General features: G+C 36.4%; 14 protein-coding genes and 2 pseudogenes. 14 read left to right on the top strand and 2 right to left on the bottom strand.

The features are described from left to right. The first annotated feature begins 12 nt into the window (after nt 1–12). The 11 genes and pseudogenes from thrC to argH all read left to right on the top strand — a co-directional run bounded on the left by thrC (nt 13) and on the right by argH (nt 12,513). Nucleotides 13–1,314 carry a threonine synthase gene (gene thrC / locus SIB89_RS09040; protein ID WP_412559530.1) on the top strand — a complete coding sequence of 434 codons (1,302 nt, stop codon included), beginning with the start codon at nt 13–15 and terminating at the stop codon, nt 1,312–1,314. 11 nt (nt 1,315–1,325) lie between these two features. Beyond that, a complete protein-coding gene (locus SIB89_RS09035; protein ID WP_412559529.1) occupies nt 1,326–2,915 on the top strand; it encodes an NADP-dependent glyceraldehyde-3-phosphate dehydrogenase in 1,590 nt (529 codons plus the stop codon). A gap of 425 nt (nt 2,916–3,340) precedes the next feature. Continuing rightward, on the top strand, nt 3,341–3,964 hold the full coding sequence (locus SIB89_RS09030) for a GNAT family N-acetyltransferase (protein WP_162306941.1): 624 nt from the start codon (nt 3,341–3,343) through the stop codon (nt 3,962–3,964). Then, complete coding sequence (locus tag SIB89_RS09025) at nt 3,961–5,154, top strand: argininosuccinate synthase (protein ID WP_412559528.1); 1,194 nt, start codon at nt 3,961–3,963, stop codon at nt 5,152–5,154. The genes SIB89_RS09030 and SIB89_RS09025 overlap by 4 nt, the downstream gene beginning before the upstream one ends. Next, complete coding sequence (gene argC / locus SIB89_RS09020) at nt 5,151–6,125, top strand: N-acetyl-gamma-glutamyl-phosphate reductase (protein WP_412559527.1); 975 nt, start codon at nt 5,151–5,153, stop codon at nt 6,123–6,125. The genes SIB89_RS09025 and argC overlap by 4 nt, the downstream gene beginning before the upstream one ends. 80 nt (nt 6,126–6,205) lie before the next feature. Continuing rightward, on the top strand, nt 6,206–7,006 hold the full coding sequence (gene proC, locus SIB89_RS09015) for a pyrroline-5-carboxylate reductase (protein WP_412559526.1): 801 nt from the start codon (nt 6,206–6,208) through the stop codon (nt 7,004–7,006). Beyond that, nucleotides 7,003–8,140: pseudogene (locus tag SIB89_RS09010) on the top strand (aspartate aminotransferase family protein). The gene proC and the pseudogene SIB89_RS09010 overlap by 4 nt, the downstream one beginning before the upstream one ends. A gap of 135 nt (nt 8,141–8,275) precedes the next feature. Beyond that, nucleotides 8,276–9,211: an acetylornithine carbamoyltransferase gene (locus tag SIB89_RS09005; protein ID WP_412559525.1), complete on the top strand. Its 936-nt coding sequence runs from the start codon at nt 8,276–8,278 to the stop codon at nt 9,209–9,211. A gap of 90 nt (nt 9,212–9,301) precedes the next feature. Then, a complete protein-coding gene (gene argB / locus SIB89_RS09000; RefSeq protein ID WP_412559524.1) occupies nt 9,302–10,078 on the top strand; it encodes an acetylglutamate kinase in 777 nt (258 codons plus the stop codon). Further along, complete coding sequence (locus tag SIB89_RS08995; protein ID WP_155089110.1) at nt 10,075–11,136, top strand: M20 family metallo-hydrolase; 1,062 nt, start codon at nt 10,075–10,077, stop codon at nt 11,134–11,136. Before argB ends, SIB89_RS08995 begins: the two co-directional genes overlap by 4 nt. Nucleotides 11,137–11,238: 102 nt before the next feature. Further along, on the top strand, nt 11,239–12,513 hold the full coding sequence (argH, locus tag SIB89_RS08990; protein ID WP_412559523.1) for an argininosuccinate lyase: 1,275 nt from the start codon (nt 11,239–11,241) through the stop codon (nt 12,511–12,513). Nucleotides 12,514–12,639: 126 nt separating this feature from the next. Here the strand turns inward: argH and SIB89_RS08985 are convergent, their stop codons facing one another. Together SIB89_RS08985 and gltB are read right to left on the bottom strand one after the other, a co-directional pair. Next, the gene (locus SIB89_RS08985) at nt 12,640–14,106 is read right to left on the bottom strand and encodes a glutamate synthase subunit beta (RefSeq protein WP_412559522.1); all 1,467 of its coding nucleotides are present in this window, start codon (nt 14,104–14,106) and stop codon (nt 12,640–12,642) included. Nucleotides 14,107–14,109: 3 nt separating this feature from the next. Then, the gene (gene gltB / locus SIB89_RS08980) at nt 14,110–18,606 is read right to left on the bottom strand and encodes a glutamate synthase large subunit (RefSeq protein WP_412559521.1); all 4,497 of its coding nucleotides are present in this window, start codon (nt 18,604–18,606) and stop codon (nt 14,110–14,112) included. Between the two features lie 439 nt (nt 18,607–19,045). On the opposite strand from gltB, the pseudogene SIB89_RS08975 reads away from it, so the two are divergent. The 3 genes and pseudogenes from SIB89_RS08975 to SIB89_RS08965 all read left to right on the top strand — a co-directional run bounded on the left by SIB89_RS08975 (nt 19,046) and on the right by SIB89_RS08965 (nt 21,698). Further along, nucleotides 19,046–20,066, top strand: a pseudogene (locus SIB89_RS08975) (porin). 55 nt (nt 20,067–20,121) lie between these two features. Continuing rightward, complete coding sequence (locus SIB89_RS08970) at nt 20,122–20,460, top strand: P-II family nitrogen regulator (RefSeq protein ID WP_155089105.1); 339 nt, start codon at nt 20,122–20,124, stop codon at nt 20,458–20,460. A 5-nt stretch (nt 20,461–20,465) separates the two neighbouring features. Further along, nucleotides 20,466–21,698 (top strand): ammonium transporter, encoded by a 1,233-nt coding sequence (locus SIB89_RS08965; RefSeq protein WP_412559520.1) that lies wholly within the window; start codon nt 20,466–20,468, stop codon nt 21,696–21,698. The last annotated feature ends 4 nt before the right edge of the window (nt 21,699–21,702 follow it).

Below are 21,702 nucleotides of genomic sequence, written 5' to 3'. Positions count from 1 at the left end.
AAAAAGTATCGAATGAACTATTATAGTTTAAATCATAAAGCACCTAAAGTTTCATTTGAAGAAGCTGTCGTCAAAGGTTTGGCACCAGATAAGGGCTTGTACTTTCCTGAGTCGATCACAAAATTACCAGACACCTTTTTTCAGAATATTGAAAAGATGGATAATGTTACGATTGCTTATGAAGTGATTCAGCAATTTATAGGCAATGAAATCCCTAAAAATGAATTAAAAGCTATTCTTGAAGATGTATTGAATTTCGATTTTCCTATTGAAAAAGTTGAAGACGATATTTATGCATTGGAATTATACCACGGACCAACAATGGCGTTTAAGGATGTTGGTGCAAGGTTTATGGCAAGATGTTTAGGCCATTTTAATAAGGATAAAGCAGAAAATAAAAAAGAGGTAACGGTTTTAGTAGCAACGTCTGGAGATACAGGAGGCGCAGTTGCCAGTGGATTTCTTGGAGTAGATGGTGTTGAGGTTGTCATTTTATACCCAAGTGGAAAAGTAAGTGACATACAAGAAAGACAACTCACAACTTTAGGTCAGAATATTACGGCTTTGGAGGTTGATGGAGTTTTTGACGATTGCCAAGCGATGGTCAAACAGGCGTTTTTGGATTCTGATTATGAAGGAAAACGCGTGTTAACTTCGGCAAACTCTATAAACATTGCACGTTGGTTGCCACAAATGTTTTATTTTTTTATTGCTTATAAAGCATTAAAATCTAAAAACAAAAAACTGGTATTTTCCGTTCCAAGTGGCAATTACGGAAATATATGTGCAGGAATGATGGCACAAAAATTAGGATTGCCAATTCATCATTTTGTAACTGGCACCAATGCCAACAACATAGTACCAAACTATTTAGAAACTGGTAAATACCTAGCAAAACAATCAGTACAGACCATTTCCAATGCTATGGATGTTGGTGACCCAAGCAATTTCATCCGAATAAAAGAATTGCACAACAATAATTTTGAAACATTGCGTAATAATCTTTCGGGTTACAGTTATTCCGACGCAGAAACAACGGAATCGATTAAGAACCTACGTTCAAAATTTAATTATATCGCAGATCCTCACGGCGCTATAGGATATTTAGCATTAAAAGCCTATTTGAAAGACAAAACCCATACTCTGGGAGTGTTTTTAGAAACCGCACATCCAATAAAATTTTTGGATGTTATGCCTAAAACCATTGCTAAAGAAATTAAAATGCCACCTCAGATCGAAGCTGTTCTAAACAAGGATAAGAAACGGATTAAAATATCCAATTACAATCAACTAAAATCATATTTGTTGAGCTAAATAAAGTAATTATGAGTCTTAAAGTAAATATTCCAAAAGAATTTCAAATTAAGAAACCACAGCACCAGGAGACCTATTTGGTTAATGGTGAATTACGAATATGGAGAGGACAAACGTCAGAAGTGTATTCTACGATTTCATCAACTGATGACTATAAACCAACACTGTTGGGTACTATCCCAACCTTAGAGAAAAAAGAAGCAATTAGTGCGTTGGACGCTGCGGTTAATGCTTATGACAATGGTCAAGGTTTATGGCCTACAATGAAGGTTGAAGACAGGATTGCTTGTATGGAAAAGTTTGTTTCACAAATGAAAACAAAACGAGAGGAAGTGGTTAAGCTTTTAATGTGGGAAATAGGTAAAAATCTGCCAGACTCTCAAAAGGAATTTGATAGAACGGTAGAATATATATACGATACAATTGAGGATTACAAACAAATGGATCGCGATAGTGCAAAGTTTCATAAACATGATGGTGTGAGAGCACATATTAGAAGAGGGCCATTAGGTGTTGTATTGTGCTTAGGACCTTATAATTACCCTTTAAATGAAACCTTCGCTTTATTGATTCCAGCTATCATAATGGGAAACACCACAATTTTTAAACCAGCTAAACATGGTGTATTGTTATTGTCTCCGTTATTGGAGGCGTTTCAAAATAGTTTTCCAAAGGGAGTAGTGAATATTTTATATGGAAGAGGTAGAACAGTGGCCGCACCAATTATGCAAACCGGTAAAGTTGATGTCTTGGCTTTAATAGGAAACAGTAAATCTGCTAACGCGTTGCAAAACCAACATCCAAAAAGTAACAGATTGCGTTTGGTGTTAGGTTTGGAGGCTAAAAATCCTGCAATTGTTTTACCTGATGCAGACTTGGATCTTGCAATTACCGAATGTATTGCAGGCACCACATCATTTAATGGTCAACGCTGTACAGCATTGAAAGTGCTCTATGTGCATGAGGATATTGTGGAGGAATTCAACAAGAGATTTTCTGCCAAAGTAGATGCGTTAAAGTTTGGAAACCCATGGGAGGAAGGTGTAAAACTTACGCCTTTGCCAGAACCAGATAAGCCTGCTTATATTCAGGGCTTAATAGATGATGCTCTTGCGAAAGGTGCTACAATCATCAACGAAAAAGGTGGGGAAACTAGTGAAAATTATATTTTTCCCGCTGTACTTTATCCAGTGTCAAAGGATATGAGAGTATTTCAAGAAGAGCAATTTGGACCAGTAATTCCCGTAATTTCATTTAGTGATATCGAAGAACCATTAGATGATATGGCAGAATCTAACTACGGACAGCAAGTCAGCTTATTTGGCAAAGATGTTAATACATTGGCGCCATTAATTGACACTTTGGTGAATCTGGTTTGTAGAGTTAATCTCAATAGTTCTTGTCAGCGTGGACCAGATGTTTATCCCTTTACCGGTAGAAAGGATTCTGCAGTGGCAACGTTAAGCGTACATGATGCATTACGTTCGTTCTCCATAAGAACGTTTGTGGCTTCAAAAGACAATGCCTATAATAATGAGATTTTACAAGATTTGTTGGATTCTAAAGCCTCAAACTTTGTTAACACGGATTATATATTGTAAACGAAATAGCTTAAAAATGAGATATTTATAATTTATAGGCTCATAATTCATAAATTCATAAAAGTTCTAAGAAACTGATTTTTAAAGGTCTTTAATAGAAAATTAATTTATAGATTAGCCTCATGTTCACACTAAGACATAAATATAGAAGACCCAGACCCACAGAACTGAATCTGGAGAAACGCCGTCGCTAATTCTTCATTTTAGCAACAAACTCTATAGTCAATTTTATTTCTTTTACTGTGTACAACTCAATTTTCAATACCAATTTTTTATCACTAATTATCTCAACAGATAATAACAGTGCAGAGCGTCGCTTTTTTCCACGTCGCCCGTAAGGGTACATTTCTATTTACGGAACCTAGGTGAGTCCGGTTCTACTTTCAAAAACAACTTCAAAATTTTAATTTTTTAAATCGATTACAGTGAAAATTATCATTGCTGATAAGTCACATAGTATATATGCAGATATCATCTGCAAAACCATAGAAGATGCTGCGCAAGTTAGAGGAACTGGTATTGCCAAGCGTCAGCCAAAATACATCATCTCTAAGATGGAAAATGGTAATGCGGTTATTGCTTTAAACGGAGATGAATTTGCTGGTTTTTGCTATATCGAAGCATGGAGCCATGGCAAATTTGTAGCAAATTCTGGTCTGATTGTGCACCCAAATTATAGGAATCAAGGTCTTGCGAAAAAAATTAAGAAAGTAATTTTCGACCATTCAAGAACTAAGTTTCCAGAGGCCAAAATCTTCAGTATCACAACTGGTTTAGCGGTTATGAAAATGAATAGCGAGCTAGGTTATAAACCCGTTACGTTTTCAGAATTAACCGATGATCAATCCTTTTGGAAAGGTTGCCAAACCTGTAAAAACTTTGATGTTTTGACAAGAACAGAACAAAAAATGTGCTTGTGTACAGGTATGCTCTATGACCCAAATAAAAAAGAGATTTCAAAATCGAAAGAAAGAAAAATTGATAAAAAAGCTTGGACAAGATTGAAAAACATAAAGCAATCCATGTTCCTGAAAAAAGATAAAAAATGAAAAATAAAGGAAAACTTGTTATTGCCTATAGTGGCGGATTGGATACATCTTACTGTGCTGTTAGTTTAAGCAAAGCGGGATACGATGTTCACGCGGTGAGTGTAAATACAGGCGGTTTTACAACTGAAGAAATAAAAACCATTGAGAACAATGCCTACAAAATGGGTGTTTCAACCTATAAAAATATTGATGCCGTTGCTTCGTATTACGAAAAAGTAATCAAGTATTTAATATTCGGAAATGTGTTGAAGAACAACACCTATCCTTTATCAGTGAGTGCAGAGCGTATCATTCAAGCCATTGAAATTATTCAATATGCAAAGAGCATCGACGCAAAATTCATCGCACACGGTAGTACAGGAGCAGGAAACGACCAAGTGCGTTTTGATATGATTTTTCAAACTTTGACACCAGAAATTGAAATCATTACACCTATCAGAGACGGCAAACTGACTAGACAACAGGAAATCGATTATTTAGTTGAAAACGGAATCGATATATCTTGGGAAAAAGCGCAGTATTCTATAAACAAAGGACTTTGGGGTACAAGCGTTGGTGGTGCGGAAACCTTAACTTCAGAGAAACCTTTGCCAGATTCAGCTTACCCTTCACAATTGAAAAAAGAAGGTAAGGAACAAGTAACATTGACTTTTGAAAAAGGAGAACTAACAGCAATTAACGGAAATAAAAACAGACCAGAATTAAATATTGAGATATTGAACAATAGGGCATCAGCTTTTGCCATCGGAAGGGATATTCATGTTGGTGACACCATTGTGGGCATTAAAGGTCGTGTTGGTTTTGAAGCCGCAGCAGCTTTAATCATTATCAAAGCACATCACTTATTGGAGAAACACACGCTGACCAAATGGCAACTGCAACATAAGGACTATATCTCAAATTTCTATGGTATGCATTTGCACGAAGGGCAATACCTAGATCCTGTAATGCGAGATATGGAAACCTTTTTTCAGAGTAGTCAGGACAAGGTTTCAGGGGATGTTTTTGTGACGCTAAAACCGTATCATTTCAGTTTGGATGGCATTGAGTCCAATCACGATTTAATGAATGCCAAGTTCGGGAGTTATGGAGAGGAAAATAAAGGCTGGACAGCTAACGAAGCCAAAGGCTTTATAAAAATCCTAGGCAATCAAAACAAAATATATCAACAAGTAAATCAAAACGCATGATACAAGTAGGAATTATTGGAGGAGCTGGTTACACGGCAGGAGAGTTAATCCGATTGTTGATTCATCATCCAAAAGTGAATATCGATTTTGTTTTCAGCACATCAAATGCAGGAAACCACGTTGCTGAAGTGCATCAAGACTTAGTAGGAGAAAACATTAAGTTTTCGAGCGAAATCAATCTGGAAGTAGACGTGTTGTTTTTGTGTTTGGGTCATGGCAATTCAAAAGCATTTTTAAATAAAAATGAATTTTCAGACAATACAAAAATCATTGATTTGAGTAATGATTTCAGGTTACAAAAGGATGAAATATTCAATGGTAAAGCGTTTGTTTATGGTTTGCCAGAACTGAATAAAGACGCTATTGAAAAAGCAAATTACATTGCTAATCCAGGTTGTTTTGCCACAGCCATTCAGTTGGCTTTACTACCATTGGCAAAGTCAGATTTGTTAAAAGATGATGTTCACGTCAATGCCGTGACAGGTGCAACAGGTGCAGGAACATCATTATCTGCAACCACACATTTTACTTGGCGCGACAACAATTTTTCACATTACAAAGCTTTTACGCATCAGCATTTGGATGAAATAAATCAGACTGTAAAAAACACACAAAGTGATTTTAAATCAGACATCAACTTTATGCCTAATCGCGGTAATTTTTCCAGAGGAATTTTTGCTACGCTTTATACTAAGTTTGATGATAGTTTAGAAGATGCAAAGCAATTGTATTCTGAATTTTATAATAATGCAGAATTTGTTGTGATTTCAGAGGAAAATATTCATCTAAAACAAGTGGTAAACACCAACAATTGTATCCTTCATTTGCATAAACACAAAGATAAATTATTGGTAACGAGCATTATTGACAATCTCTTGAAAGGTGCTTCAGGACAAGCAGTTCAAAACATGAATTTAATGTTTGGTTTTGCCGAAACTGAAGGCTTACAATTGAAGGCGAATTACTTTTAAAAACGTCATTGCGAGGAACGAAGCAATCTGCTTAAAAAGATTATTTCAGTAACCTTCGTAATAACACAGAACATAAAAAGATGAAAATAGCAATCATAGGAACAGGAAACTTAGGAAAATCCATCGCCAAAGGGCTTATAACCAATAATGTCATAACCACACTTTATTTAACCAAAAGAAACTTGAGTGATATTCAGGAATTAGATGGTTATAAAAATGTGATTTTAACAACAGATAATATCGAAGCCGTAAAGCAATCCGATATTTTGATATTTGCCGTTCAACCAGCGCATTTTGAAGCAATTTTAAATGATATCAAACCGCATTTGACCGAAAATCATGTCCTAATTTCAACGATTACAGGATTCTTGATTCCAAAAATTGAAAAAATTGTTGGAGAAGATATTTTCATTATTCGCGCTATGCCAAATACAGCCATAGCAGTTGGTAAATCCATGACCTGTTTATGCTGCAATGAAAAAGGTGAAAAGCGTATTAAAATTGCAGAGGCTATTTTCAACCGTTTGGGACATTCGCTGAAAATTCCTGAATCACAAATGCAGGCTGCAACGGTTGTCTGTGCCAGCGGAGTTGCCTTTTGGATGCGGTTGATTCGTGCTACGACACAGGCGGCAATTCAATTGGGTTTTGATGCCAAAGAGGCTCAGGAATTGGCCATGTACACCAGTGAAGGTGCAGCACATTTATTGATCACAAATGGCGATCATCCTGAAGAGGAAATAGACCGAGTCACCACACCAATGGGTTGCACCATTGAAGGTCTAAACGAGATGGAGCACAAAGGATTAAGTTCATCTTTAATTCAAGGTATGGTTGCTTCATTCAACAAAATAAACAACATTAAAAAAGAGCAGATATGAGTTTATTTAATGTTTATCCGCTATACGACATTACACCAATAAGAGCAAAGGATGTTTACGTTTATGACGAAAAAAACGTGGAATATCTCGATTTATATGGTGGACATGCCGTGATTTCAATCGGACATTCCCATCCAAAATATGTTAGGGCGATTTCGGAACAAGTTGAAAAATTAGGTTTTTATAGTAACTCCATTCAAAATCCATTACAAGTTGATTTGGCCAATAAACTATTAACTCTATCAAGTTGCAAAAACTATCAATTGTTTCTATGTAATTCTGGTGCAGAAGCTAATGAAAATGCTTTAAAATTAGCCTCTTTTCATAACGGAAAGAAAAAAGTCATAGCGTTCAAAAATGGCTTCCACGGAAGGACATCTGCAGCAGTTGCTACAACTGATAACCCTAAAATTATTGCACCAATAAATGCACAACAAGAAGTTGAAATTTTAAGACTCGGTGATTTGGACATATTAGAAAAAGCACTTGCTAAAAACGATGTTTGCGCTGTGATAATTGAATGTATCCAAGGTGTTGGAGGGTTGGACGAAAGCACAACCAAATTTTATCAAGGCTTAGAAAATCTTTGCAGAAAATATAGTACCTGTTTTATAGCAGACGAAGTCCAGTCTGGTTTTGGAAGAACTGGAGATTTTTTTGCATTTCAAAAACAGAATATTACACCAGATATCATATCAATGGCAAAGGGTATGGGAAATGGTTTTCCTGTGGGGGGAATATTGATTCACCCATACATCAAACCATCTTATGGATTGTTGGGAACAACATTTGGCGGTAATCATTTGGCATGTGTGGCGTCTTCAACCGTTTTGGGTGTTATTAAAGAAGAAAACTTAATGCAAAATGTAAAAGACATTTCAGCATATTTTATGGATAAAGCTAAAGGTATTTCAAAAATAAAACAGGTAAAAGGTAGAGGGTTAATGTTGGGTTTGGAGTTTGATTTTCCGGTTGCAGAATTACGAAAAAAGCTCATTTTTAACCATTATATATTTACAGGAAGTGCAAAGAATCCTAATGTGTTGCGGATTCTCCCACCTTTAACGATTCAGAAAAAAACATATTGATGTGTTTTTTGAGGCTTTAGAAAAAGAATTAAAAATGAGAAAATAAATGATTTGAAAACACCCCTAAAGTCCCTCAAGGGGACAATAGTACCTAAGTTGATTTGAGGATTGTCCCCTTGAGGGGACTTTAGGGGTGTAAAACGAGTTAAAAAAAGTTAATCCTCTTTCGTGAGAAATAAATATGAAAAACTACACCAAAATAAAAGACATACCCAACCTTTCAGAAACCATAAAGGATGCTATTTTATTAAAAATGAACCCTTTTGAATTTCAAGATTTGGGCAAAAACAAAACCTTAGTAATGCTCTTTTTCAATTCGAGTTTAAGAACACGATTAAGTACTGAAAAAGCAGCAAGAAACTTAGGAATGGAAGTAATGATTTTGAATGTAAACGACGCGTGGCAATTAGAATTTGAAGATGGAACAATCATGAATGCCAACACCCCAGAACATATCAAAGAAGCTGCTCAAGTAATTTCACAGTATGCTGATGTTATAGCTGTTAGGGCATTTCCAACTTTAAAGGATAAAACAAGGGATGAAAGCGAATATGCTTTAAAAAGTTTTAAAAAATATGCCACCGTGCCAATCGTAAATATGGAAAGTTCTACAGCGCATCCACTACAGGCTCTGGCAGATGCCATTACGATTTCAGAACTGACCGAAAAGGCAAAACCAAAGGTGGTATTGTCCTGGGCACCTCATCCAAAAGCTTTGCCTCAAGCCGTGGCAAATTCTTTTGTAGAAATGATGCAATACTTGGAAGTTGATTTAACCATTACACATCCCAAAGGATATGAGTTGGATAATAATATCACCAAGGATACTTCAATAAATTACGATCAAGAAGAAGCGTTAAAAGATGCCGATTTTGTATACGTTAAAAACTGGAGCAGCTACAATGACTATGGAAAAGTATTGCATCAAGATGAAAATTGGATGATGACGAAGGCAAAGTTGGGAAATGCAAAATTCATGCACTGTTTACCCGTGAGAAGAAATGTTGTGGTTGAAGATGCGGTTTTGGATAGTGAAAAATCTGTGGTTATTAAACAAGCAAATAACAGAACGTATGCTGCACAAATTATTTTGAAGCAGATATTGGAAAATTTATAAACGTCATTGCGAAAGAGGTACGATTGAAGCAATCTTTAAAATTGAACAGATTTTTTCGTCATAAATCCCTCGTAATGACAACTAGAATAGATGAAAACACTAAAAATCATAAAAATAGGAGGAAACATCATCGATGATAAGGAAGCATTGCATTCATTTTTAAAAGAATTTGCCTCCATTGATGGACTAAAATTATTAGTGCACGGAGGTGGAAAATCAACCACAAAACTCGCCAACCAAATGCAAGTTGAGGTTAAAATGATTGATGGAAGGCGTATTACTGATGCCGAAACACTAGATGTTATTACAATGGTTTACGCAGGGAAAATCAATAAAAATATAGTTGCTCAATTACAAGCAAGTAATTGTAATGCTATTGGGTTTTCTGGTGCAGATGGGAATGCCATTGTTTCAGAAAAACGACCAATTAAAACCATAGACTACGGTTTTGTTGGCGATGTAAAAAAAGTAAACACAAACGCTTTAGAGATTATACTAAACAACGCAATCACACCTGTTTTTTGCGCTATAACACATGATGGAAACGGACAATTACTTAACACAAATGCAGATACTATTGCATCAGCTTTGGCAATTGATTTATCAAATATTTTCAATACAGAACTGTATTATTGTTTTGAAAAAAATGGTGTTTTGGTCGATGTAAATAATAACGATTCTGTTATAGAACACATCAACTCACAGACCTATCAAGAATTAAAATCGAAGGGAATTATTTATGAAGGGATGTTGCCAAAAATTGATAACTGTTTTCATGCCATAACCCATAACGTGAACAAGGTTTGCATTGGAAAACCTGAAATGCTTTTCAATGCAAAAACAAAATATACAGCGATTACAAAATGATAGAAAGATTAACTACAAAGGCAATAAAATTGCTGAAGACACTCATTGAAACTCCCTCGTATTCTTCAGAGGAAGACCAAACGGCAACTTATATCGAGACGTGGTTTCGAGAACTGAACATGCCCTGTAAACGGATTAAAAATAATGTTTGGGCAACCAATAAATATTTTAAAGAAACCAAACCTACATTGCTTTTAAATTCGCATCACGATACCGTAAAACCAAATAATGGTTACACCAAAGATCCTTTTAAAGCTATTGTAGAGGATGGAAAATTATACGGTTTGGGTAGTAACGATGCTGGTGGTTGCTTAGTAAGTTTGTTGGCTGCTTTTGCGTATTTCTATGATAAAAAAGACTTAGCATACAATCTCGTAATTGTTGCTTCTGCAGAAGAGGAAAACAGTGGAGATAATGGTTTAAATAGTATGTTAAGCATTATTCCAAAAATTGATGTGGCCATTATTGGCGAACCAACATTGATGAATTTAGCCATCGCGGAAAAAGGTTTGGTGGTCTTTGATGCCGTTGTTAAAGGTACGCCAAGTCACGCAGCACATCCCAATGAGAATAATGCGATTTACAATTCCATTTCGGTATTGGATTGGTTTAAGAACTATACCTTCAAGAAATCATCAGAAGCTTTGGGAGATGTAAAAATGACCGTTACCCAAATTAATGCAGGGAAGCAGCATAATGCGGTTCCCGCAGAAGTAAATTTGGTCGTAGATGTTCGTGTTAATGACAAATATTCCAACCAGGAAATTGTTGATATTTTAAAGGATGAAGCACCATGCGATAGTATCATTCCGCGAAGTATAAAATTAAATTCGTCGTTTATACCAATTGACCACCCTTTGGTAGTCGCTGGTGTTGAAATAGGAAGAAGTACCTATGGTTCACCAACATTATCGGACCAAGCGGTTTTGAGTTGCCCATCGTTGAAGTTAGGACCTGGTGATAGCACGCGTTCACATAGTGCTGATGAATTTATTTATATCAATGAAATTGAAGAAGGGATAAAGATTTATATTGAATTGTTAGAAAAGATACTATAAACACTAATAAAAATGTCATTTTGAACGTGGTGAAGCAATTTTATAATTAATAGACGGATTGCTTCGTCATTTTTCCTCGCAATGACAGTAAAATTGATAATTATGAAACTTTGGGATAAAGGATTTTCAATCGATAAAAAAATAGAACAGTTCACTGTTGGTAACGACAGGGAAATCGACCTACATATTGCAAAATACGATGTTCAGGCATCTTTGGCACACGCTATAATGCTAGAATCAATTGGCATTATTACGTCGGAAGAATTACAGAAACTCAAAAGTGGATTACGAGTAATTTCAGAAACCATTGAAAACAGAACTTTTGTAATTGAAGATTCGTTTGAAGATGTACACTCTAAAATCGAGTTTGAATTGACTAAAACCCTTGGTGAAGTTGGAAAAAAAATTCATACTGCACGGTCTAGAAACGATCAAGTTTTGGTAGCGCTTCAATTATATTATAAAGAGAATCTACAAATCATTAATGATAAAACTAAAACGTTTTTCGATACACTCTTAAGTCTAGCCGAAACACATAAATCAAAATTATTACCAGGTTATACGCATTTACAAGTTGCTATGCCATCATCATTTGGATTGTGGTTTTCTGCTTATGCCGAATTGTTGATTGATGATGTTTATGTGCTGAATGCGGTTTCAAAAATTGTAGATCAAAATCCGTTGGGTTCAGCGGCTGGCTATGGGAGTTCATTTCCTATTGACAGAAATATCACAACTGAGGAATTAGGGTTTTCAACTTTAAAATTTAATGTGGTTGCAGCTCAACTGAGCAGAGGTAAATGTGAACGTGTTATTGCAAATGCTTTAGGCGGCTTATGCAACACTATGTCACGATTCGCTATGGATATTTGTCTCTATATGAGTCAGAATTTCGGATTTATTAGTTTTCCGGATAAGCTGACCACAGGTAGTAGTATTATGCCACATAAAAAGAATCCTGATGTATTTGAGTTAATACGAGGCAAGTGTAATAAGATTCAAGCCTTACATTCTGAAATGTTGCTCGTCACCAATAATCTTCCAAGTGGTTATCACAGAGATTTTCAATTGTTGAAAGAAAATATTATCAACGCTTTTGAAGATGTAAAAGACATTTTGGATATTTTCAATTATGCCATTCAGCAAATCATAGTAAAAGATATTGACTTGAATGACGAAAAGTACCAATACCTCTTTACGGTAGACAGTATTAATAATTTGGTGGTTGAGGGAATGAGCTTTAGGGAAGCATATCAAAAAATAGGAAACGAAGTTCAGGCAGGGACTTACAAACCAGATTTAGGAAAAGAACATTCCCATATGGGGAGTATTCATAATTTAGGTTTGGAATATATTAGGAAAAAGTTTCCTGATTAAATGTTCAAAACCTAATGTGATTGCTGCGACACCATAATAAATAAAAAAAGCATCTTATCTAAGATGCTTTAAATATTGCCACCAGAATTAATCCCCTAACCCTAAAACTAGCGACTTTTCTTAATTTTATATTCTCGGCAAATCATTGTCATCTTTTAATGGCAAATTGGATTCACCCATTAAATATGTATCGACGTGATGAGCGGCTTGGCGGCCTTCTGAAATTGCCCAAACAATTAAGGACTGCCCTCTACGCATATCACCAGCAGCAAAAATGCCAGGTACATTAGTTGCATAATCCTTTGTTGATGCTTCAATATTGGTTCTAAAATCCATATTGAGACCAAACTGGTCTGCAAGCGTTTTTTCTGAGCCTGTAAAACCAAGTGCTAATAAGGCCAACTCGCATTTCCATTCTTTTTCTGTGCCTTCAATTTCTTTCAGTTGTGGACGCTCACCGGCTTTAAAAATCCATTCTACCTCAACAGTTTTCAACCCTTTTAGATGACCATTTTTATCTCCTAAAAATTCTTTGGTTGAAATACTAAAAAAGCGTTCCACACCTTCTTGATGAGACGATGTTGTCTTTAACTTCATTGGCCAATAAGGCCAAGGCTGATGTGCTGGGCGACCTTCTGTTGGCTTGCTTAAAATTTCAAAAATGGTAACAGATTTCGCTCCGTGTCGATTTGAGGTTCCAATACAATCACTTCCTGTATCTCCTCCTCCTATAACAATTACATTTTTGTCTTTTGCCGAAATAATATCTTCAAAACCCTTTAGGCCATCCACATATTCATTGTTCTGTTTTAGAAAATCCATGGCTTGAACAACACCTTCTAAATCGGCTCCAGGAATTGGGATCTGTCGCCTTACAGTTGCTCCTCCACATAACACTATAGAATCAAACTCATCTTTCAACCTATTGGCATCAATATTTCCACCAACATGAGCATTGGTTTTAAAGGAAATGCCCTCTTCTTCTAGTACCTTGAGGCGTCTGTCGACGATATGTTTTTCCATCTTAAAATCAGGAATGCCATAGCGTAATAAGCCACCGATCTTTTCGTCGCGTTCAAAAACGGTAACCGAATGACCTGCTCTATTCAGTTGCTGAGCAGCTGCTAATCCTGCTGGTCCAGAACCAACAACGGCCACAGTTTTACCAGTTCTTGTTTTGGGAGGTTGTGCAGTAACCCAGCCTTCAGAAAAAGCTTGTTCAACAATATTTTTTTCGATGTTTTCTATGGTTACAGGATCTTCATTAATACCTAATACACATGCTTCCTCGCAAGGCGCAGGACATAAGCGACCCGTAAATTCTGGGAAATTATTGGTTTTGTGTAAAATCTCTGCGGCTTCTTTCCACTTGCCTTTGTAAACTTTGTCGTTAAAATCTGGTATTAAATTTCCAAGCGGACAGCCACTATGGCAAAATGGAATACCACAATCCATACAACGCGCACCTTGATTTTTCAACTTTTTTTCTTCAAGCGGAATGGTGAACTCCTTGTAATTTGTAACGCGTTCTTTTGGCTTTACGTAACTTTCGTTCTCTCGCTTATACTCTAAAAATCCTGTTATCTTTCCCATAATCTACGCAGTTTCTAATAGTTCTTGTTCTAATCTCAACAAAGCTTGTCTATATTCCTCAGGAAGTACTTTTTTAAATTTTGATAGGCTGTTTTTCCAGTCATCTAAAAGTCGTCTTGCTAAAGGGCTTCCTGTCGCCAAGAAATGATTTTCAATCAATTGCTCCAACTGTACTTGATCTTCAATACTTTGAACAGGGTCAATGTTTAAGTCCGCTCCATTACAATATTGCTCAAACGTGTTATCGCTATCCAATACATAAGCGATACCACCACTCATTCCAGCACCAAAATTTCGACCTACTTTTCCTAAAACAACAGCAACACCACCAGTCATGTACTCACAACCATGGTCTCCGATGCCTTCTACAACGGCTTTGGCACCAGAGTTTCTCACGCAAAATCGTTCGCCCGCTTTACCATTGATGTAAACCTCACCAGAAGTTGCTCCATAAAGTGTCACGTTTCCGGTAATAATATTGTCTTCAGGAATGATGGTGCATTTTTCAGGTACCTTTATGATTAGCTTTCCACCAGAAAGCCCTTTTCCTAAATAATCGTTTGTGTTTCCATGCACCGTAAATCTTAGTCCTTTAGTTGCAAAGGCACCAAAACTCTGACCAGCTGAACCAGTGAAATCTATATTTATAGTGTCTTCTGGTAAACCATCGGCACCATAAATTTTTGAAATTTCGTTACTCACTATGGCTCCAACAGCTCTGTCTATATTTGTGATTGGAAGCTCCAAATGTGTGTTTTGTCGTCTGAATAAAGCCTGATGTGCCTGCTTTATAATTTGAAAATCGAGATGTGATTCGAGAGCATGGTCTTGTAGCTCTGTGTTGTATAGTTTCACCTCTTCCGCCACTTTTACTTTATGTAGAATTGGAGTTAAATCAATTCCTGATGCTTTGTAATGCTCAATAGCTTTATTGCGATTTAGCTTTTGCACTTGACCAACCATTTCATTAACGGTTCTAAATCCAAGTTTTGCCATAATTTCTCGCAGTTCTTGAGCTACGAAATACATGTAATTGACTACATGCTCTGGTTTACCTTTAAACTTTTTACGCAACTCTGGATTTTGTGTAGCAATCCCAACAGGACAAGTGTTAAGATGGCATACTCGCATCATAATACAACCTGAAGCGACGAGTGGTGCTGTGGCAAAACCAAATTCTTCCGCTCCTAACAAGCAAGCAATGGCAACATCTCGACCAGTTTTTAATTGACCGTCACATTCTAATACGATTCGGTTTCTAAGGTTATTCATAACTAACGTCTGCTGTGCTTCTGCAATACCGAGTTCCCACGGTAAACCAGCATGTCGTAATGAAGTTAATGGTGAGGCACCCGTTCCACCATCGAAACCAGAGATTAAGACTACATCTGCCTTGGCTTTTGCTACACCAGCAGCGACTGTGCCAACACCAACTTCTGATACTAATTTAACATTGATTCTTGCGTCTCTATTGGCGCATTTCACATCGTAAATTAATTGTGATAAATCTTCAATGGAATAAATATCGTGATGAGGTGGTGGAGAAATTAATCCAACGTAAGGTGTGGAATTTCTTGTTTTGGCGATTTCAGGATTTACTTTTGGTCCAGGTAACTGACCACCTTCACCTGGTTTTGCTCCTTGAGCGATTTTTATTTGAATTTCGTTAGCGTTGGTCAAATAATTAGATGTTACACCAAAACGACCCGAAGCAACTTGTTTAATGGCAGAATTACGCCAATCTCCTTGCGAACTTTTATAAAAGCGTTCTTGGTCTTCGCCACCTTCACCCGAATTGGATTTTCCTCCAATCCTGTTCATGGCAATTGCTAAGTTTTCGTGCGCTTCTTTACTTATGGAACCGTAGGACATTGCACCTGTTTTAAATCGCTTGACGATTTCCGTCCAAGGCTCAACTTCATCAATCGGAATTGGGTCGAATTGATCGAATTCGAAAAGACCTCTAATAGTCATTAGATTTTTAGATTGGTTGTTTACCAACTCTGAATATTCTTTAAATGTTGAGGCCTTATTTGTTCTAACGGACTCTTGAAGTTTAGCCACGGTTAATGGGTTGAACATATGTTTTTCCTGGCCTCGTCTCCATCTATAATCTCCACCAATTTCAATATTAGGCTCAACGTTTTGGTTAAATGCTTTTTTGTGGCGCTTTACAATTTCCTGTTCAATTTCTCGTAATCCTATCCCTTGAATACGGGTTGGTGTATTCGGAAAATACTTGTCTACCGTAGCTTTATTGATACCAATACACTCAAATAACTGTGAACCTCTGTAAGAATTCAATGTTGAGATCCCTATTTTGTTCATCACTTTCAAAATGCCTTTTCCGATGGCTTTGTTGTAATTCTTAATGGCTTTGAGATATTCTAAATCTGTGACATCCTTATTATTAACTTGTTTCTGAACAATCTCATTAACGATATATGGATTCACGGCACTTGCTCCATATCCAAACAATAAGGCAAAGTGGTGGACTTCACGAGGTTCTGCCGACTCAATAATTAGGCTAATTTGTGAGCGTTTTTTTAATTTGTGTAGGGCATGATTAACATAGGAGCAGGCCAAAAGTGCTGGAATCGGAGCGTGGTTTTCATCGACATATCGGTCTGAAAGTATAATGATGTTCGCTCCTTCATCAATAGCCTTGGACGCTTTTGTGACCAAATTTTCCAATGCTATTTCCAATTCATTTAAGCCTCGATTCACTTCGTATAACATTGAAATCGATTCGATTTTAAAATCTGGATTGGTATCATAATTTCTGATTTTATCTAAATCATGCTTAGATATTACAGGATTTTGAATTTTCAATTTTTTGCAATGCTCTGGACTTATATCAAACAGGTTAACATCGCTACCAAGTGTTAGACTGATGTCTGTAATCAACTCTTCTCTAATTCCATCTAAAGGCGGATTGGTTACCTGGGCAAACAACTGCTTAAAATAGTTGTAAACTAATTGCGGACGTTCTGAAAGTACGGCAATTGGAGCGTCGCTTCCCATGGAACCTATTGGTTCTTTGCCCAATTGTGCCATTGGTCTAATGATGGTATTTAAATCTTCTTCCGTGTAACCAAAAACTATTTCACGCTTTTTTAATTCAATTTCATCATAATTTATTGGTCCTTTCTTGGCAGAAAGATCCCTTAAGTGTACCATATTCTCATTAAGCCATTTTCTATACGGATGCAATGAGGCGATTTCCTCTTTTATTTCTTCGTCATTAACAATTCGGCCTTCATTCATATCCACTAAAAACATCTTGCCAGGTTCTAGCCTGCCATGATGTTCTACGTTTTCTGGTTTTATATCTACCACTCCGGTTTCTGAAGACATGATAACATTACCCGATTTTGTAACCGTGTATCGAGAAGGTCGCAGACCATTACGATCTAGTACTGCACCTATATAATTACCATCTGTAAATGGAATGGAGGCAGGACCATCCCAAGGTTCCATAAGACAAGAATTGTACTCATAAAACGCTTTTTTGGCATCCGACATATTATCGTTTTTTTCCCATGCTTCTGGTACCAACATCATCATAGCTTCTGGCAAGGAACGACCTGTCATCAATAATAATTCCACAACCATATCTAAAGTAGCAGAGTCTGATTTGCCTTTTAATACCGTTGGGATAATTTTCTTGATATCCTCGCCAAATAGAGGACTTTTCATTATCTCTTCTCGCGAAAACATTCGAGACACATTTCCTCTTAAGGTATTGATTTCGCCGTTGTGGCAGATGTATCTAAAAGGTTGAGCTAAATCCCAAGTAGGAAATGTATTGGTTGAAAATCGCTGATGTACTAATGCTAATCTTGTATCTAATGCAGAATTGAACAAATCCAAATAATATTCATTAATATGTTCTGGTTTTAGCAACCCTTTAAAAATGATAATCTTTGTAGATAGACTTGGAAGGTAAAAGAATTTAGACTCTGATAATTTAGATTCGTAAATGGTATGTTCAGCAATTTTGCGAGCGGCAAATAATTTTAGGTTAAAGTCTCTATCGGATTGATTTTTATCAGACTTGCCAATAAATATTTGTTTTATGGAAGGCTCAGTGACCGTTGCGATGGCACCTAATATATCACTGTTAACAGGAACATCTCTCCAGCCAATTAATTTAAGCCCTTGGTTTTCAATTTCTTTTTCAAAAACATCTATACAATATTGACGCTGATTTTCCTTTCTGGGCAAAAAGACATTACTTACTGCATATTCGCCAGCTTCAGGCAATTCAAACTCACAGAAAATTTTAAAAAACTTGTGTGGAATATCTATTAAGATACCAGCTCCATCTCCAGTAACACCATCTGCACTTACGGCACCACGATGCTCTAGCTTCACTAAGATTTCTAGTGCTTTGTGTATAATGTCATTGGAGCGTTTTCCGGTTAAACTACAAATAAATCCCGCTCCACAATTATCGTGTTCAAATTCCGGTAAATAAAGTCCTTGTTTCTTCAGCATAATTCCAAGTGTTTTAGAGCCTTCTGTGCTCTATTTGAAAGGGTAATATATACTCTAATTATTGATTAAGAAAGAAGTGAAAAAACTTTTCACAAATCGATAATTCAAGGCTTTCTAAATGAAAATTCGATAAATGTACTGGGTATTATTTGCGAAATAAACAATGAAAAAAATTCAACAAAACTAAGGTTGTGTTGCGAAAACGTTTGCGAAAATATAGTTTAATTAATAATAATTTATAAAAAAGTAAAAAAATGCAACAATAATTAAATTTTAAAATTACTGATTTATCAAAATTTGATAATAAATAAATTTAACCCTAAAAAAATGGGGTATAAATTCATAAAATGATAAAAATATATTTTTTACCCTATTTAATTAGGGGGTATTTTTAAAGTTTATATAGATTTGGCTCGTCTAACTAATAAAATAGATTTTTATGAAACGATTATTTACTTTAATGTTATTATTAATGGTAGCAGTAACTAACGCGCAAGAAGACGAGGAAAAAAAGTCATTTGAGATAAGCGGAAGTATAGATGCTTATTATAGAGCAAATTTAACGGCTCCAAACGATGAGAACGCTATCGCACCTGGATCGTCCTTTGCTAACTTACCTGGCTTTGCATTGGGTATGGCAAATGTAATTGCCTCTTATGAGGGCGAAAAAGTTGGTTTTGTTGCGGATTTAGTTTTTGGCCCTAGAGGAACTGATGCCATATTTGCTTCTCCAATGTACTCCGCAACAGGAAACATTGTTAACCAGCTATATGCGTATTGGAATGTTAGCGAAAGTGTTACCCTTACTTTAGGAAACTTTAATACCTTTTTAGGCTATGAAGTTATATCACCAGTAGCCAACTTTAATTATAGTACTTCTTATTTATTTTCATATGGACCGTTTAGTCATACTGGATTTAAAGCTGACTTTGCCTTATCAGACGATTTAAGTTTAATGTTGGGTGTTTTTAATGACACTGATTTAACTGAGTTTAATCCAACAGGAGATTATGCAGCCGGAGCGCAATTAGGCTATGCTGGTCAATATTTAAATGTACTCTACGATCCATTCATTTTTTGAAATTGATTTTACAGGTGGGTTCGATTTATCGGATGAGTTCTTCTTGGGTATCAATGCCGCTTATCTAGCTGTAGAAGATGATGGTCCAGGATTCATGGGTGCAGCGCTTTACCCTCAATACACAATTTCTGATGATTTTACACTTGGTTTAAGAGGAGAATACTTCGCTGAAGACGGCAATTTTGGGGCGATAGGATCTGGCGTTGCAGATACTAGTGTAATTACCGCGACACTTACCGGAAGCTATACTGTGGATAATTTAATCATTAAACCAGAATTAAGACTCGACAGTGCATCTGATGATGCCTTTATAGATAATGACCTAGCAGCAACTAAGAGTTTAGGGTCATTTTTAATAGCAGCTATTTATCAATTCTAACTAAATACTAATTAATAAAGATTTCCACCTGAGTGGAAACCAAAAACCAATTTTTATGAAAAAAGTTGAAGCAATTATCAGAAAATCCAAGTTTTCTGCAGTGAAAACCGCACTGCACGAAGTTGGTGTAAACTTCTTCTCGTATTGGGATGTTACCGGACTCGGTAATGAAAAAGAGGGACATGTTTACAGAGGTGTTACTTACAGCACAAGCGACATACAACGACGCTACCTTTCTATTGTAGTTAACGATGATTTTGAAGAGGTCACTATAAAAGCCATTCTAGAATCTGCTGCTACGGGAGATGTTGGAGACGGAAAAATATTCGTCTCTCACATTGAGGAAGTCTATAGAATACGAACGGGAGAAAAAGGAGGACAAACTTTAAAATAACTAACATGGAATTATTAACTACAAATAATGTATGGATGATGATCTGTACAGCACTCGTTTTCTTTATGCACTTAGGATTTGCATTTTTAGAAATCGGATTAACACGTCAAAAGAATACGATTAACATATTATTTAAAAATATATTTATTATCACAGTAGGTTTACTATTGTATTGCTTGGTTGGCTTTAATTTAATGTATCCAGGAGACTTCAATGGATTTTTAGGATTCGCAGGGTTTGGATTGGACTCACCACTTACAGATGCAGGCGCTTTAGATTTGGCCTATAATGAAGGTTATACCTACTGGACAGATTTCCTTTTCCAAGGTATGTTTGCTGCAACAGCTGCAACAATAGTATCTGGTGCCGTTGCTGAGCGTATTAAAATTGGTCCATTTATGTTATTTACAGTACTATATGTTGGATTAATTTATCCAATTGCAGGTTCATGGAAATGGGGTGGAGGCTTTTTACAAACTTTGGAAACTCCGTTTTATGATTTCGCTGGTTCTACGTTAGTTCATTCAGTTGGTGGTTGGGCTGCCGTTGTGGCCGTTTGTTTATTGGGCTCTAGAATAGGAAAATTTAAAGATGGAAAATTACAAGCTATTCCTGGTCATAATATTTCTATGGCAACAGCGGGAGTTTTAATCCTTTGGTTAGGATGGTTTGGTTTTAATGGTGGTTCTGTTTTGTCGGCAGATCCTGAACTAACCTCACTAACTTTAGTCACCACATGTTTAGCTGCTGCTGCCGGAGGCGTTGTAGCCGCTCTAGTTTCTACATTACGGTATAAAAATTTAGATTTAACTATGTTTCTTAATGGAATCTTAGGTGGCCTTGTTGGTATAACAGCAGGAGCAGACCAAATGAGCCCTACAGATGCGATAATTATTGGAGCAGTAGCTGGTGCGATTATCGTTTTTGCTGTGTCTCTAATTGACAGACTTAAGTTAGATGACCCAGTAGGTGCCATAGCCGTACACTTAGCTTGTGGTATTTGGGGAACTTTAGCAGTAGGTATTTTTGGGAATTTAGCGAGTGGAGCACAATTTGTTAGTCAGTTAATAGGTGTTGCCTCTTATGCTGCCATTTGTATTGTCTCATCTTTTATAATCTTATTTGTATTGAAGAAAACGGTTGGTATTAGAGTTTCTGAAAAAGAAGAATTAGAAGGGCTAGATGCCCATGAACATGGTATGGATGCATATCCGGATTTTAGACTAAACGAACATTGATAGA

Source organism: Winogradskyella sp. MIT101101, assembly GCF_047126865.1.
Classification (GTDB): Bacteria; Bacteroidota; Bacteroidia; order Flavobacteriales; family Flavobacteriaceae; genus Winogradskyella; species Winogradskyella ouciana.
Note: the sequence above shows the minus strand (reverse complement) of the source record. Positions and strands in the feature narration are given on the sequence as shown.

Excerpts from the sequence above, each read along its gene's own strand:
- SIB89_RS09025 (WP_412559528.1), top strand. The coding sequence starts at position 3,961 with ATGAAAAATAAAGGAAAACTTGTTATTGCCTATAGTGGCGGATTGGAT.
- proC (WP_412559526.1), top strand. The coding sequence starts at position 6,206 with ATGAAAATAGCAATCATAGGAACAGGAAACTTAGGAAAATCCATCGCC.
- argH (WP_412559523.1), top strand. The coding sequence starts at position 11,239 with ATGAAACTTTGGGATAAAGGATTTTCAATCGATAAAAAAATAGAACAG.
- gltB (WP_412559521.1), bottom strand. The coding sequence starts at position 18,606 with ATGCTGAAGAAACAAGGACTTTATTTACCGGAATTTGAACACGATAAT.
- SIB89_RS08965 (WP_412559520.1), top strand. The coding sequence starts at position 20,466 with ATGGAATTATTAACTACAAATAATGTATGGATGATGATCTGTACAGCA.
- thrC (WP_412559530.1), top strand. The coding sequence starts at position 13 with ATGAACTATTATAGTTTAAATCATAAAGCACCTAAAGTTTCATTTGAA.
- SIB89_RS08995 (WP_155089110.1), top strand. The coding sequence starts at position 10,075 with ATGATAGAAAGATTAACTACAAAGGCAATAAAATTGCTGAAGACACTC.
- SIB89_RS09035 (WP_412559529.1), top strand. The coding sequence starts at position 1,326 with ATGAGTCTTAAAGTAAATATTCCAAAAGAATTTCAAATTAAGAAACCA.
- SIB89_RS08985 (WP_412559522.1), bottom strand. The coding sequence starts at position 14,106 with ATGGGAAAGATAACAGGATTTTTAGAGTATAAGCGAGAGAACGAAAGT.
- SIB89_RS08970 (WP_155089105.1), top strand. The coding sequence starts at position 20,122 with ATGAAAAAAGTTGAAGCAATTATCAGAAAATCCAAGTTTTCTGCAGTG.
- argC (WP_412559527.1), top strand. The coding sequence starts at position 5,151 with ATGATACAAGTAGGAATTATTGGAGGAGCTGGTTACACGGCAGGAGAG.
- SIB89_RS09005 (WP_412559525.1), top strand. The coding sequence starts at position 8,276 with ATGAAAAACTACACCAAAATAAAAGACATACCCAACCTTTCAGAAACC.
- argB (WP_412559524.1), top strand. The coding sequence starts at position 9,302 with ATGAAAACACTAAAAATCATAAAAATAGGAGGAAACATCATCGATGAT.